The following is a 13800-nucleotide window of genomic DNA, read 5'->3' as shown; positions in this document are numbered from 1 at the left end:
CATGCCAGACGCGGGCCGCACCCTGCCACGCAACGATCCGCGCCAGTACGACGACCTGGCCGGCGAGTGGTGGCGGCCGGACGGCGCGTTCGCGATGCTGCACTGGCTGGCCGAGGCCCGCGCGGCGCTCGTGCCGCCGGCGTCCCGCCCCGGCGCCCTCCTCGTCGACCTCGGCTGCGGCGCCGGGCTGCTCGCCCCGCACCTGGCCGGCAAGGGCTACCGGCACGTAGGCGTCGACCTCACCCGGTCGGCCCTGGCGCAGGCCGCCGCGCACGGGGTGACCGTCGTCAACGGCGACGTGACCGCCGTACCGCTGGTCGACGGCTGCGCCGACGTGGTCGCTGCGGGCGAGTTGCTGGAGCACGTGCCGGACTGGCGGCGCGCGGTCGCCGAGGCGTGCCGGCTGCTGCGGCCCGGTGGCCTGCTCGTCCTGGACACGCTTAACGACACGGCGCTGAGCCGCCTGCTGGCCGTGCGGATCGCCGAGCGGCTACCCACGGTGCCGAAGGGCATCCACGATCCACGGTTGTTCGTGGACGCCCGGGCGCTGGTGGCGGAGTGCGCCCGGCACGGGGTCGTCCTGCGCCTGCGGGGCATCCGGCCGGGGATGCCGGGCCTGCTCGGCTGGCTGGTCCGCAGGATGCGCGCCGCCGGCCGCCCGGACGCGGTCCCGGCCGACCGTCCGCAGGCGACGGTCGCCGGCCCGCCGCCGCGGATCGTGCCGACCTGGTCGACGGCCGTGCTCTACCAGGGGCGTGGCACGCGGAGCGGATAGCGGTGCCCGTTCCTGGGTAGGGAGAGGGCCGAGAAGGGGGCTGTATGACGCAGCACGCGTTGGAGGCGGCTCGCCGCCTGGCACCGAGGCTGGCCGCCCGGGCGGCCGAGCACGACCGGGACGGTTCGTTCCCGGTCGAGGACTTCCGTGACCTGCGCGAGGCCGGGCTCTTCGGCCTGATGGTGCCCACCGCCCTCGGCGGGATGGGCGCCACCTTCGCCGAGTACGCCGCGGTCGCCACCGAGCTGGCCCGGGGCAACGGCGCGACGGCCCTGGTCTTCAACATGCACGCCTCGGTCACCGGTGCGCTCGGCGCGGTGACCGAGGAACTGGCCGAGGCGCTCGGCGTCCCGGACGAGGCGCTGGCCGCCCGGGACCGGCTGCTCACCGCCGCCGCCCAGGGCTCCTGGTACGCCGTGGCGATGAGTGAGCGCGGCGCCGGCGCCCGACTCTCCCAGCTCAGCACCGTCTACGAGCCGGCCGACGGCGGTTGGCACCTCAAGGGCAGCAAGACGTTCTGTTCCGGGGCCGGGCACGCGGACGGCTACCTGGTGGCCGCCCGCAGCGCCGCCGACCAGTCGGTGGTCTCCCAGTTCCTGGTGCCGGCCGGCGACGGGCTGACCGTCGAGCCCACGTGGGACTCGCTCGGCATGCGCGCGACCTCCTCGCACGACCTGCACCTGGACGTGACCGTGCCGGCCGACCGGCTGCTCGGCGGCGTGGAGGGGCTGGCCCTGGTGGTCGCCCAGCTCATGCCGCACTGGCTGGTGGCCAGCTACGCCGCCGTCTACGTCGGGGTGGCCCGGGCGGCCGTCGACGCGGCGGCCGAGCACCTGAACGCCCGCAACCTCGCCGGCCTGCCGGCGGTCCGGTCCCGCCTGGGCCGGGCCGACGCGGCGGTGGCGGCGGCCCAGCTGGTGGTCGCGGAGGCGGCCCGCCGGGTGGACGAGGCGCCTGGCGACGCGGAGACCAACCGCTGGGTCTGGCGGGCGAAGCTGCTCGCCGGCACCACCGCCGCCGACGTGGCCGCGTCCGTGCTGGAGGCGGCCGGCACGTCCGCGACCCGGCGGGGACATCCGCTGGAGCGGCTCTACCGGGACGCCCGGTGCGGCTCGCTGCACCCGGCGACGTCGGACGTCTGCGCGGACTGGCTGGGCGTCGCCGCGCTGGGCGGTGACCCGGACCGCGACGGATCGGTGCCTCGTTGGTGAGCGTGGGGGGTCCGCCGGGTCGGCGGACGCGCGGGCGCACGGCCCGTCCAGGGGCGGGTTCGACCGCCCGGTGCGCAAGGCCGGACGAGAGGTGGGCATGGTGTCCGTACCGGTGATCGCGGGGCTGGGGACGGCGCACCCGCCGTCGGCCGCGCAGGACGACCTGTGGGAGGGCTTCTTCTCGAAGCACTTCTCCGGCAGCACGCGGGCGCTGGCGCAGCGGATCTTCGCGCACTCGGGGGTCACCCGCCGGCAGGCTGCCGTGAACCCGCTGCTGGAGGACGTCTCCGACTGGCCCACGGAGCGGCGGATGCGCCGCTACCTGGTCGAGGCGCTGCCGCTGGGCAAGGAGGCGGTGGGCCGGGCGTTGACGGCCGCCGGTCTCTCCGCCGGCGACGTCGGGCTCTTCGTCGTCTGTTCGTGCACCGGGTACGCCACCCCCGGGCTGGACATCCTGCTCGCCCGGGACCTGGGCATGGCCCCGGACACGCAGCGCCTGTTCGTCGGACACATGGGCTGCTACGCCGCGCTGCCGGGCCTGGGCGCGGCGAGCGACTTCGTCACCGCCCGGGGCCGGCCCGCGCTGCTGCTCTGCGCGGAGCTGACCAGCCTGCACATCCAGCCCTCCAGCGCCCGGGTGGACACCCAGCAGATCGTCTCCCACGCGCTCTTCTCGGACGCCGCGGTCGCCGCCGTGGTCGTTCCCGGCGGCCGGGGGTACGCGCTGCGCGAGGTCACCTCCGTCACGGACACCTCGACGGCCGACCACATGACCTGGGACGTCACCGACACGGGTTTCCGGATGGGGCTGTCGCCGAAGGTGCCGCAGGTGCTCTCCACACACGTCCGGGGCCTGGTCGAGGGGCTGCTGGCCCGGCACGGCACGACGCTGTCCGAGGTGGACGGCTGGGCGGTGCACCCGGGTGGTCCGCGCATCCTGAACGTGGTCGAGCGGGAGCTGGCCCTGCCGCCGGAGGGCCTGGCGGCTTCCCGCGCGACGCTGGACGAGCACGGCAACTGCTCGTCGCCGACGGTGCTGCTGATCCTGGACCGGCTGCGCCGGGTCGCGTCGCCGCCGCGGCGGGTGGTGATGCTGGCGTTCGGCCCCGGCCTGACCCTCTTCGCCGCGTTGCTCGAACGGACAGGAGTGGGCGGTTCGCCCGGCGCGGTTACCCTCTGATGATGGACGCCGATGCGGCAGACCGGCCGGAGACCGGGCCGGACGCGGGTGGGCACACGACTGACGTCGGGGCCGACGATCGGCTGCGTGGTGCCGTACTGGCCGTGGCGGGGCTGGCCGCGCTGGTCGGCGGCGGCTTCTGGTGGCAGGCCGAGGCGCCCCGCACCGGACCCGTGCCGGACCTGTCGAACGTCGCACCGGCGGACCGCGCCCGGCTCGCCGCCCCGCCGGACGCCCACGCCCGGTTCGTCGTGCCTGCTGAGGGATCCGGACGGCCCACCAGCTTCTGGCTCGTCGACCCGCGCAGTGGCGCGGCGGTCCGGACGGATCCGCGTGGCGGCGCGACGGTGCGGACGGATCCGCGTGCGGGCGCGACGGTGCGAGTGGACGTCGAGGACCCGGAGCAGCGCCGCGCCGGGGACGACCGGCTCCAGGCGGGCGACGGGCGTCGGGGCAGGCTGGCCAGCTTCCCCGACACGGTCTGGACCGCCCGGGCCGTGCTCAGTCCGGCGGAGGGTCTCGTCAAGCAGGCCTCCGCCGAGGGCGGGGCGCGTCACCTGCTCCAGTACCGCTGCGTCGGCCCGGGAGAGCTGCTGATCGTGGTCGAGGGGGCCTGGGCGGCCGACCCGATCACCAGCGCCTGCGACGGCTCGGTCACGTCGACGGAGGTCACCGGCAGGGGCGGGCCGTTCCAGGTCTCGCTGTCGAGCGCCAACGCGGAGCCACTGCGGGTCGAGGCGCAACTGGTCGCCCTGCCCTGACCCCTCCTTCCCGGCGGTGCGGCGGTGGGCGCCGAACCGGCGCTCGAGATTGGCCGCGCTGCTCAGGCGGCGAGGCGGGTCAGGTCGGCGCGGTAGTCCTCGGCGGAGCGGATCTCGGGCACCACCTTGACGAGTACGCCGGACCGGTCCACCAGCAGCGCGCTGGTGGTGCCGGTGCGGACCGGCAGGTGCAGGAACGCGCGCAGCCCGCCGGCCGGGTCGGCGAGCGGTCGCACGGTGGCCCCGCCGGGCGGCGGCGTGGCGCGTACGGGCCGGGTGCCGGCGACGGTGACGACCGTGACGCCGGCCGGTGCCAGGGCGGCGGCGGTGGCCACGTCGGCCGGGCAGGGACAACCGTCCACGAGGATGATCATCGCTGGCACCAGTCCGCGCAGGGGCACCGGTGACTGGCCGGCGTCGACCAGGTCCAGCGCGGGCAGCGGTCGACCGGCCGCCCCGGCCGACGGCGCGTACGGGGTGGGGGCGGGCTCCGGGGTGGACCGGCCGGGTCGGGGCCAGGTGACCGCCGCGAGGCCGGCGAGGGTGGTCAGCACCGCCACCAGCAGCACCAGCAGGGCGAGGGCGTACGGGGACCGGGCCGGCGGAGGCGGGACGGCGCGCCGGAGCGTGCCACCCAGCTCGCGGCGGAGCTGTTCGGCCTCGGCGGCCAGCGCGGAGGCGTCGTCCGGCACGACCACCCGGCCCCACTCCGGTGGCAGGTCGGGCAGTCCGGGGCCGTCTGCGTCGGGCTTGCCCATCGGACCCCCAAGGACGTCTCGGCGAGCGGACAGCGGCTCGGTCTCCAGCGTCCCGCACGGGGCGGGCTGCCGCTACACCTGGGCGCGTACCCGGCCGGCGGGCTACCATGGGAGGAGCGCATAGCCCTTGATCTCGACGTTCGCGTCACTCGTACCGGGACGTCATCTGAGCGTTACGGAGCGTGGTCAAACCACTGGTTTGGCGGTCTGTCAAGCTGAAGAAAGACCTCTCACAGGGCCCCTGAGCTGCGCCAACGGTCAGGACAGCGGTGAGACATCGGTGCCTGAGCGTGTTACCCTAGACACAGCGAAAGGGGTTTCGAACCTATGGTTTTCAGTGTCGGCGAGACCGTTGTTTACCCCCACCACGGGGCCGCACTCATCGAGGCAATCGAGACTCGGGTGATCAAGGGCGAGCCTAAGCAATACCTCGTCCTAAGGGTCGCACAGGGTGACCTGACGGTCCGGGTGCCCGCCGAGAACGCCGAGATCGTGGGTGTGCGCGAGGTGGTCGGCGAAGAGGGCCTCGGCAAGGTCTTCGACGTGCTCCGTGCACCGCACACCGAGGAGCCGACCAACTGGTCGCGGCGTTACAAGGCGAATCTGGAGAAGCTGGCCTCCGGTAACCCGCTGAAGGTCGCCGAGGTCGTGCGCGACCTGTGGCGTCGGGAGCGGGAGCGCGGTCTCTCCGCGGGTGAGAAGCGCATGCTCGCGAAGGCCCGCGACATTCTCGTCGGCGAGGTCGCGCTGGCCGAGAAGAGCACCAAGGACGAGGCGGAGACGCTGCTCGACAAGGTCCTGACCGAGGCCTAGTCCCCGCAGCATCGTCGTACCCGATTCGTAGCGAACAAACCACCGAGGACCGCGACGTGACCGCGCAGCTCAATCCGTGCGGTGACGTCGCGGTCCTCGTGCCTGCGGCCGGTGCCGGCGTACGGCTCGGCCCCGGCCGCCCCAAGGCGTTGCGCCTGCTCGGCGGGGAACCCCTGCTGGTGCACGCGGTCCGCCGGCTCGCCGCCGCGCCGTCGGTGCACACCATCGTCGTGGCCGCCCCGGCCGCCGAGGTGGCGGCGGTACGCGAGCTGCTCGCCCCGGTCGCCCCGGTGACCGTGGTGCCCGGCGGCGCAGAGCGGCAGGCGTCGGTGGCCGCCGCCCTCGCGGCGGTGCCCGCCGGCCCGGAGATCGTCCTCGTGCACGACGCCGCCCGGGCGCTGACCCCACCCGACCTGGTGGAGTCCGTCGCGGCGGCCGTCCGCGCCGGGCACGACGCGGTGATCCCGGTGCTGCCCGTCGTCGACACGATCAAGGAGGTCGGCGCCGACGAGGTCGTCCTCGGCACCGTCGACCGCTCCGCCCTGCGCGCGGTGCAGACTCCGCAGGGCTTCCGCCGGGCGGTGCTGACGGCCGCGCACGCCGCCGCCGGTGACCCGCTCACCGACGACGCCGGCCTGGTCGAGAAGCAGGGCGTCCCGGTGTCCTGCGTCCCCGGCTCCGAGTACGCGCTGAAGGTCACCCGCCCGTTCGACCTGGCGCTGGCCGAGCACCTGCTCGCCATGGGCGCCTGACGCGTACCCTCTTCTCATGATCGTTCCCCGGGTGGCCATCGGCACCGACGTGCACGCCTTCGAGGCGGGCCGGCCGTGCTGGGTGGCCGGCCTGCACTGGCCCGACCAGGACGGCCTGGCCGGGCATTCGGACGCGGACGTAGCCGCGCACGCCGCCTGCAACGCGCTGCTCTCGGCGGCCGGCCTCGGGGACCTGGGCGCCAACTTCGGCGTGGGCCAGCCCGAGTGGGCCGGCGCGTCGGGCGTCGCCCTGCTCACCGAGAGCGCCCGCCGGGTGCGGGCCGCCGGTTTCGCGATCGGCAACGTGTCCGTGCAGGTGGTCGGCAACCGGCCCAAGATCGGCCCGCGCCGCGAGGAGGCCCAGCGGGTGCTCTCCGAGGCGGTCGGCGCGCCGGTGACCGTCTCCGCGGCCACCACCGACGGCCTCGGCTTCCCCGGGCGCGGCGAGGGGCTCACCGGCATCGCGGTGGCCCTGGTGTACGAGGCTCCGGCCGCCTAGGCTCGCCGCGATGTCCAGCGACGCCACCTCAGACCGGTCCGCCGCCGACGGCTACCTCCAACGCGCCCAGCTCCTCGCCGAGCTGGGCCGCTACGACGAGGCCGCGGCCGAGGTCTCCTACGCCGTCGCCCTGGACCCGGCCGACGCCGGGGCGCTGACCATGCTGTCCCGGGTCCACCTCGCGGCCGGCCGGCCGACGGAGGCGCGCACCGCCGCCGACGCCGCAGTCGCCGCCGCCCCCGACAGCGTTCCGGCGCTGGTCGCCCGCGCCCTCGCCCTCGGCGATCTGGAGGAGTACGCCGAGGCGGCCCGCACCGCCGACCGGATCCTGGCGTTGGGGCCCGACGACGCGTACGCGCAGAGCAGCGCCGCGGCGATCCTGGCCGGCTCGCGCAACGGTCAGCCGGCGCTGAACGCGGCCTGGCGCGGGGTCGAGCTGGCACCGGAGAACCCCCAGGCGCACCTGGTGCTCGGGCTGGTGGCGGCGAACATGCAGATGTTCGACCTGGCCGAGCGCGCCTACCGGGAGGCGTTGCGGCTGGACCCGCAGCTCGCCGAGGCCCGGCACGACATCGGCGTGCTCCGGCTGGAGCAGCGGCGCTGGAGCGAGGCGCTGGAACACCTCGCCGAGGCCGCGTCGATGAGCCCCGGGCGGGTCGACTCCGGCCGGACCATCTCGCTCGGCCTGCGCCAGCTCGTGGTCTACGGCGCGGGCTGGACGATGATCACCGCCGTGCTGATCGCCTGCATGGCGCCGGGCAGCCCCGGGCTGTCCCGCGTCGCGGCGGCGTTCGCGGCGCTCGGCGGGGCGCTGGTGGTCTGGCGCTTCGCCGCCCGGCTGCCCGGCCTGTCCCGGACAATCCTGCCGAGCCTGCTCCGCTCCGACCGCACGCTGGCCCTGGCCGTCTATGCGGCGGCCGCCGCCCCGGCCCTGATCCTGCTCTACGCCCTGGTCGGCACCCCGTGGCCGCTGGTGCTCGCCATCCTCGCCGCGGTCGCCGCCGAACTCGCCGTGCTGTCCCGCACCACGGCGTGAGCCGGCACCGGCCGGTCGGCACCACCCGGTCCGTCGGCTGGTCCGGCGGGGCCACCTGATTCTTCGGCTGGTGGTCCGACGGGGCCGCCCGGTCCGTCGGGCTGGCCCTGGCGACCGACCTCAGCCGAGGGCGAGGGCGTAGAAGGCGCTGGCGTCGAGCCCGTCGAGCAGCAGCAGGTGGTTGAGCTCGTCGTCGAAGAACCCGCCGAGCGGGGCGGCGGAGAGCCCGAGGGCCGTCGCGGCGAGCAGCAGGTTCTGGGCGAGGTGGCCGGTCTCCATGGCAGAGAACCGGTAGCCGCGCAGCCCGTACCGGGCCCGGGCCCGGCGCAGGTCCGCTACCACGAACAGCCAGAGCGGCACCGTCTCGACGTCGAGCCCGTCGGCGCCGGGGACGACGCCGGGACCGGTGGGCGCGAACTGCGGGGCGACCCGGGACAGCCGGTCGGTGCCCGGATCGGGTGCCACCTGCCGGAGGGCGTGCCGCTCCGGCAGGTACTCGTAGAGTGCGGGCCGCACCGAGGCGATCCGGCGGGGCAGCACCAGCAGCCGGGTGGTCGCCAGGGCGCCCGGCGTCGGGTACGCCAGTCGTCGCTGGCCGTCGACCGCCGGCGCGGTGTCACCAGCCGCGTAGCGCAGCAGCCGGCCCAGGTCCGCCACGCCGGTCTCCCCTCGGCCGAAGTCGTACCGGGTGCGGCGGTCGAGCAACACGGTGGCGAGCGTGGTGTCGGCGAGCGCGCCCGGCGTCGGCTCGGGCAGCGCCAGGGTCACGGCGTCGGACGGGAGGGGGCGGACCGCTGCGGGCTCGACGGTACGGGGACGCTGGCTCGGCCACCGCGTACGGACGAACTTCGACGCCTCGTGGTACGCGCGGTCCGGGGCGTCGATCCCGTCGGCGTGGAAGTCCGGCGCTGCGGCCGGTGCGCCGTACGCCAGCGACGCCAGCCAGGCGAGGTGGCACTCGGCCGGGATGCTCAGCCCGAGGCGGTTGTGCAGCATGTGCAGCTGCGACGCGAGGATGCCGGGCACCGTGCCGTGCAGTCGGCCCTGCCCGTCGAGCGCCCGCAGCCGCTCGACGTAGGCGGCGACCTCGTCCGCCCAGTAGTTCACGGAGGTGGCGGCACCCCTGCCGCGCTTGACGATGTCGGCGATGAGCCGCTGCCGGGCCGGGTAGACGGACGCGTCGGCGTGGAAGTCGCGTTCCGCCGCGATCAGGGCCAGGCCGAGGTCCCGACCGTTCACCTCGGGCACCAGCGTCCACCCGTTGGCGTAGCCGCGCAGGAACCGGACCGCCTCGTGCCCGGTGAGGCCGCTGGCGGCGAGGAACCCGAACAGCAGGTCCACGGCCGTCGACCGGCGGCGGGCGGGTGGCGCGCCGAGCAGGGCCGCCGCGACCCGGCTGGACGCGGCGAAGAGTTCCTCGGCCGCGCCGATCGCGTCCGGGCCGCCGTACCGGTCGACCTCCGGCCGGTACGGCTGTTCGACCACGGTGCCGTGCGGGTGCCAGCCCAGCTCCGGCCCATCGCCGGCCCCGTGCCCCACGCCGGTCTCCTGCCCCACGCCGGTCTCCTGGCCCGCGCCGGACCGGTCGGGCCGGTCGGTCTCGCCGGGCTGGTCGGTGCCCTCGGAGGTGTGCACTCCGAACTGGGCGTACCAGTCCGCCGGACGCAGTTCCCGGGCCGGTGGCGGCAGCGCGGCCACCGCTTCGACCAGCCCGGCGCGCATCCGCCGTACCGTCTCCGGCGTCGCGTCGGCGACCCGCCAGCGCAGGTGCGGACCGCCCTCCCAGTACCGGACGAAGAACCAGGAGGAGATCTCGCCCCGGGCGAGCAGGTCCGTCGTGGTCGGCACGATGTGCTCCCGCAGCACCGTCTCGGTGCACTCGGGGCCGGCGTGCAGGTGGACGTGCAGGGCGGACCAGCGAGCCATGCTCGGCTCTCCTTCAGGGGAACGGGTGGGGCAGGATCAGGTGGTCGGGGGCGGCTAGCCGGGCCTGCCGCAGGCGGGGCAGGTCGACCCGCCGGTTGAGGTGCCCGAAGGTCATCGGCACGGCCCCGGGGGCGAGGACCTTCACGGCGGCCAGGCCGAGGCGGCGTTCGGCCGGTCCGGTCTGGTCCACCACCAGCGGCGGCGTCCCGGCGGCGGCCATCGCGTCGACGACCCTGCGCAGCACCTCCGTCAGGTCGGGGTGCAGCCACCGCTCGCGCCAGCCGGCGAAGTGCTCGTCGAACGGTCGCGCCGGGCCGGCGGCGGCCTCCCGCAGCGCGAAGTCGAACCGGGGCACGGTCTGCGGCAGCAGGTGCAGGGCGGCGTGGTCCCCCAGTTCCCCCACCAGGTCGGCATCGGCGAGCATGGCGAGCAGCCGGTCCCGCGGCGGGCGGGCCACCTTCGGCGCGACCGTCACGTTCACGCCGACCTCCAGGACCGCCGCCGCGGCGGCCCGGCGGGGATCGGGATGCGCCCCGGCGGCGGAGAAGGTCGCGCCCCGGTCGGGTCGGTCGGTGACGGCGAGGGCCCAGACGGCCGGTATCCCGACGTCACTGGTGATGTCGAGCAGGTGCAGCCGGTAGCCCTCCGCCGCGATCCGGTCCGCGAGGTGCCGGGTCAGCGGATCGACGTCGGGCGGCAGCGCCAGAGCCGGCGGCGTACGGCCGGCGTACCAGGTGAGCAGGAGGGCGTCCCGCTCGATCGTCTCCAGGCAGGCGTGCAGGATCGCCTCCTCCAGGCAGCCGCCGACGGCGCAGCCGCTGGAGGACTCGTAGAGGAACCGGGCGGCCCCGGCACGGTCCACCCCGTAGTAGGCGGCGTGCTCCGGCACGAGGACGGGCCGGTCACCCACCAGGTCGTACGCCCACACCCAGGACGTCACCGCGTCCGGGGTGAAGGGGTCCAGCCGGTACCCGGGGTGGCGGACCGCCTCCGGCTCCGGCAGGCCCAGCCGGGCGGGGTCGACGGCGTCGGCGGCGAGTTCCCGGTAGCTGCCCAGCGTGGTCGTCCGGCGGGCCTGCGGGTAGCGTCCGGCCTCCCGTTCGACCGCCTCCAGCAGGGCCAGCACCTGCGCGGTCGGTTGGTCCGCCGCGCGCCCGTATCCACCGACCCGACCGGAGCGGCCGGGCACGGGCATCTCGGCCGCCGCCAGCGCGAGCGGGCCCTGCCGGTCGGTGTGGACGTGCGTCACCGGCCCGTAGCGGGGATCGACCAGTTCGGCGCGGAGCACGGCCAGGTCCGGCGGTCCGGGACGGACCCGGAGGCACTCGGGTGCGGCCTGCCGGCGGGGGCGCAGGGCAATTGTGGCGGCCCCGGCCGAGTCGGATGGCAGGGCCCCGCAGTCCGCACAGTCCGGCACCGCTCGGATCAGGTGCCGACTGATCGCGCCGTCGCGGACCGCCAGCACGCGGGCCAGGCGCGGGTCGGCGTCGTCGGCGAGCTGACCGGCGACCAGCTCGCCGACCAGCCCGTGCCAGTACGGCGGCAGCGGCAGCGACCGGCCACCGGCGAGCAGCGTGGCGGTGCTGCCGGCGCCGAGGACGGCCTCCTGCCGGGTGTCGGCGCACCGCAGGCAGCCGCCGGCACCGGGGTTGCTCAACGGGCCGATCTCGATCGCCGTCCCGCGCGCCCGCACCGGCAGGTACGCCCTGCCTACCGCGTGGGCGGCCCGCTGCTCGGCCAGGTGCCGGGCCACCGGCCAGTCCGCCGCGACGCCCACCACCACGGGCCGATCCGTCCGCCGTACGGTCGAGGTGCTGACGGCGATCGCCCGGACCAGGCGGTCGTCGTCCCCGACGACCCGCACCGGGCCGTCCTCTGCTGCGCCCGAACCGAGGGACGCGGTGCCGGGGCCGACCGGTGGGCGGGCCGGCACCGCGGCCGTCGGTCCGGTGCCCCGCGCCACGTCACCGGTGGGTGCCCCGGTCCGTGCGGCGGGTGCTCCGGTCCGTGCGGCGGGCGCTGCGGTCCGCGCTGCGGGCGGCCAGGGCTGCGGGCCGGTCGGCTCGCCGACGCGCTGGACGACCCCGCCGCGTAGCGACAGCGCTGTGCCGTCGGCGAGCCCGGCCAGCACGCGTACCGCCTCGTGCGCCACGAGGAACGGCAGCAACCGCTGGTCGGTCGCCGGCACGGCCGGACCGGCGTCCGTGGCTGCGGCGGCCCGGCGTGCGGTGGTCTGGCCCGGGGCGGTGTGGCCTGCGGCGGCCCGGCTTGCGGCGGCGGGGTCACCGGCCGGGTCCAGCGGGCCGATCAGTGCACCGTCCGGACGGATCGTCACCGGCAGCACCGCGGGCCGCAGGGAGCCGGGGTGCCGCGGTGCCGCCCCCGGCCACGGGGGAACGGGCAGCTCCCGGCGCTCGCCGGGGTCCTCCGTCCGGACCCACACGACCAGGTCCGCGCCGCCGCCGTCCCCGGGCACCTCCCCGAGGGCGTGGAGAGCCTCTCCCGGCGCGGTGGAGAGCCCGGAGGCGGCCAGCGCCGCCCGTACGGCCGGTGGGAGGTCGCCCTCGCCGGTGACCGCCACCGCGCACCGCGACACCGCGTCCAGCGCGCCGGCCGGATCCTGCGCGAGCCCCGCCAGCCAGGCCGCCAACGGATGGCCGTCCAGCGGCACCCGGACGTCGACCAGGACGCCGTGCTCGGCGAGGAGACCGAGCAGCCAGTCCACCGCCCGGGCGGTCCGGTCGGGCAGTCCCAGGGTGGCGGTCGCCGGGTCGAGCCCCCGGCGGAGGGAGGGCTCCAGCCGTTGCCACAGCTCGCCGGCGACCGGCGGGCAGGTCACCACCGAGCTGGACCGCCAGCCGCTCACGAGGAGCCCGCCCTCGACCGCCCGGACCAGGGTGCCCGGTCGCAGGGTCACCTCACCCACGTCGCCTCCACCCGGGTCACCCGGTGCGGGCGGTGAGGGCGTCCTGCCATGTCACGCCGTGGATCTCCTGGGTGGCCTCGGCGAGCAGATAGGCCCCGAGGTACCGCTCCAGCGGCGCGACGTCGCAGAGCGTCAGCAGCTGGTAGAGCATGTTCGTGCAGAACCGGTAGACCTGGAACTCCCGGCTCGCGGCGACCCGTTGGAAGCCCGACGCCTCCAGCGCCTGGTGGTAGGCGCTCGCCCCGCGACGGCTCAGGTCCCACCGGATCGCGGTGGCGTCGTCGAACGAGGTGGTACGCCGCCGGAACTCGGCGGAGAACGCCCCGTCGAGCGCGCCCGCGTCGTACGCCCGCTCGGCGATCCGCCACGCGGCCGCGCTCCACGCCCGCCACGCCGCCGCCACCGGCTCGGCGGTGTCCGGCGTGGACGCCTGGCGGACCAGGTCGTGGTACCTCCCGCCGGCCCGGTCGGCGAAGGCGGCGAAGCGCGGGCGCAGGAGGTCGTCCCGCTCGCCGAAGAGGAAGTCCTCCAGGTGCGACAGGAAGGTGTGGTAGCCGGACAGCAGCCGTCCCGGCCAGGTGTCGGCGTGCGCGGCCATGGCGGTGACCACGACGCCCACCCGGGCGGCCTGGGCGTCCTTGACGAGGGCGAGCTGGTCGAGCGACACCCGCACCGGAGCCAGCCCGGCGGCGAGGACGTCGGCACGGCACTCGACCGCGCCCGGCGTGCCGAGCAGCGCGGCCAGCGCACTCTGGTCGCCGTCGGTCACCAGCACCGTGTTGTCCGGGTGGATCGGGTCGTAAGGGGGCGGTACGAGTTCCGCCCGGCCGGCCGCCTCGGACCGGCGCAGCAGCAGCTCCTCGTCGAGCCCGGCCCGGGACGGCGCCACCGCCAGGTGACCACGCAACCGTTCGGCGGCCTCGGCGGCGGCCGTGGCCCGTTGCGCCTCGGGGCCGCGTAGCCGCAGGCGCACGTGCGGGCCGTGCAACCAGTGCCGTTCCAGGTGGACGGCCAGCCCGGCACCGCGCAACCGCTCCGCGACGGGCAGGACGGCGTCGCGCAGCAGCGATGCCTTGGCCTCCTCGTGGTAGTGGCACACGACGTCGGTGGTCGGAGTCAGTCCGGTCGTGCTCGGCTCGGTCATGGCTGGGCTCCACTCGGCT

12 protein-coding genes are annotated in these 13800 nt (G+C 76.0%); 8 read left to right on the top strand and 4 right to left on the bottom strand.

Annotated elements, in window-relative coordinates; genetic code table 11:
- Position 1: 1 nt before the first annotated feature.
- The 4 genes from AC0OO9_RS12690 (at position 2) to AC0OO9_RS12675 (ending at position 3927) form a co-directional block, all read left to right on the top strand.
- Positions 2 to 775 (top strand): methyltransferase domain-containing protein, encoded by a 774-nt coding sequence (locus tag AC0OO9_RS12690; RefSeq protein ID WP_484517387.1) that lies wholly within the window; start codon positions 2 to 4, stop codon positions 773 to 775.
- Between the two features lie 44 nt (positions 776 to 819).
- Positions 820 to 1986: an acyl-CoA dehydrogenase family protein gene (locus AC0OO9_RS12685; protein ID WP_484517386.1), complete on the top strand. Its 1167-nt coding sequence runs from the start codon at positions 820 to 822 to the stop codon at positions 1984 to 1986.
- Positions 1987 to 2077: 91 nt separating this feature from the next.
- Positions 2078 to 3166 (top strand): type III polyketide synthase, encoded by a 1089-nt coding sequence (locus tag AC0OO9_RS12680; RefSeq protein ID WP_484517385.1) that lies wholly within the window; start codon positions 2078 to 2080, stop codon positions 3164 to 3166.
- Positions 3167 to 3168: 2 nt separating this feature from the next.
- Positions 3169 to 3927 carry a hypothetical protein gene (locus AC0OO9_RS12675; RefSeq protein WP_484517384.1) on the top strand — a complete coding sequence of 253 codons (759 nt, stop codon included), beginning with the start codon at positions 3169 to 3171 and terminating at the stop codon, positions 3925 to 3927.
- Positions 3928 to 3989: 62 nt separating this feature from the next.
- On the opposite strand, the gene AC0OO9_RS12670 is transcribed toward AC0OO9_RS12675, so the two are convergent.
- Positions 3990 to 4685, bottom strand: coding sequence for a hypothetical protein (locus tag AC0OO9_RS12670; protein WP_484517383.1), 696 nt, complete (start codon positions 4683 to 4685; stop codon positions 3990 to 3992).
- Between the two features lie 327 nt (positions 4686 to 5012).
- On the opposite strand from AC0OO9_RS12670, the gene AC0OO9_RS12665 reads away from it, so the two are divergent.
- The 4 genes from AC0OO9_RS12665 to AC0OO9_RS12650 are packed head-to-tail and all read left to right on the top strand — an operon-like array spanning position 5013 to position 7785.
- On the top strand, positions 5013 to 5498 hold the full coding sequence (locus AC0OO9_RS12665) for a CarD family transcriptional regulator (protein ID WP_007073334.1): 486 nt from the start codon (positions 5013 to 5015) through the stop codon (positions 5496 to 5498).
- 56 nt (positions 5499 to 5554) lie between these two features.
- Positions 5555 to 6250 (top strand): 2-C-methyl-D-erythritol 4-phosphate cytidylyltransferase, encoded by a 696-nt coding sequence (gene ispD / locus AC0OO9_RS12660; protein WP_484517382.1) that lies wholly within the window; start codon positions 5555 to 5557, stop codon positions 6248 to 6250.
- 16 nt (positions 6251 to 6266) lie between these two features.
- Entirely contained in the window at positions 6267 to 6749 is a 483-nt protein-coding gene (ispF, locus tag AC0OO9_RS12655) for a 2-C-methyl-D-erythritol 2,4-cyclodiphosphate synthase (protein ID WP_089003124.1), read from the top strand.
- Between the two features lie 10 nt (positions 6750 to 6759).
- Positions 6760 to 7785, top strand: a complete 1026-nt coding sequence (locus AC0OO9_RS12650; protein ID WP_132239895.1) for a tetratricopeptide repeat protein — start codon at positions 6760 to 6762, stop codon at positions 7783 to 7785.
- A gap of 120 nt (positions 7786 to 7905) precedes the next feature.
- Here the strand turns inward: AC0OO9_RS12650 and AC0OO9_RS12645 are convergent, their stop codons facing one another.
- From AC0OO9_RS12645 to AC0OO9_RS12635, 3 genes are read right to left on the bottom strand one after another with little or no spacing between them, the layout of a single operon-like run.
- Complete coding sequence (locus AC0OO9_RS12645) at positions 7906 to 9711, bottom strand: thiopeptide-type bacteriocin biosynthesis protein (RefSeq protein ID WP_484517381.1); 1806 nt, start codon at positions 9709 to 9711, stop codon at positions 7906 to 7908.
- Positions 9712 to 9724: 13 nt separating this feature from the next.
- The gene (locus AC0OO9_RS12640) at positions 9725 to 12637 is read right to left on the bottom strand and encodes a TOMM precursor leader peptide-binding protein (RefSeq protein WP_484517380.1); all 2913 of its coding nucleotides are present in this window, start codon (positions 12635 to 12637) and stop codon (positions 9725 to 9727) included.
- Positions 12638 to 12653: 16 nt separating this feature from the next.
- The gene (locus AC0OO9_RS12635) at positions 12654 to 13781 is read right to left on the bottom strand and encodes a lantibiotic dehydratase C-terminal domain-containing protein (RefSeq protein ID WP_484517379.1); all 1128 of its coding nucleotides are present in this window, start codon (positions 13779 to 13781) and stop codon (positions 12654 to 12656) included.
- Positions 13782 to 13800 lie beyond the last annotated feature (19 nt).

The organism is Micromonospora sp. USAFONa4, assembly GCF_057197825.1.
This window is presented reverse-complemented; position numbering and strand designations above follow the sequence as displayed.

Bases quoted from the DNA above. Each gene is read 5' to 3' on its own strand.
- AC0OO9_RS12690 (WP_484517387.1), top strand. From the start codon at position 2: ATGCCAGACGCGGGCCGCACCCTGCCACGCAACGATCCGCGCCAGTAC.
- AC0OO9_RS12685 (WP_484517386.1), top strand. From the start codon at position 820: ATGACGCAGCACGCGTTGGAGGCGGCTCGCCGCCTGGCACCGAGGCTG.
- AC0OO9_RS12675 (WP_484517384.1), top strand. From the start codon at position 3,169: ATGGACGCCGATGCGGCAGACCGGCCGGAGACCGGGCCGGACGCGGGT.
- AC0OO9_RS12670 (WP_484517383.1), bottom strand. From the start codon at position 4,685: ATGGGCAAGCCCGACGCAGACGGCCCCGGACTGCCCGACCTGCCACCG.
- AC0OO9_RS12665 (WP_007073334.1), top strand. From the start codon at position 5,013: ATGGTTTTCAGTGTCGGCGAGACCGTTGTTTACCCCCACCACGGGGCC.
- ispF (WP_089003124.1), top strand. From the start codon at position 6,267: ATGATCGTTCCCCGGGTGGCCATCGGCACCGACGTGCACGCCTTCGAG.
- AC0OO9_RS12650 (WP_132239895.1), top strand. From the start codon at position 6,760: ATGTCCAGCGACGCCACCTCAGACCGGTCCGCCGCCGACGGCTACCTC.
- AC0OO9_RS12645 (WP_484517381.1), bottom strand. From the start codon at position 9,711: ATGGCTCGCTGGTCCGCCCTGCACGTCCACCTGCACGCCGGCCCCGAG.
- AC0OO9_RS12635 (WP_484517379.1), bottom strand. From the start codon at position 13,781: ATGACCGAGCCGAGCACGACCGGACTGACTCCGACCACCGACGTCGTG.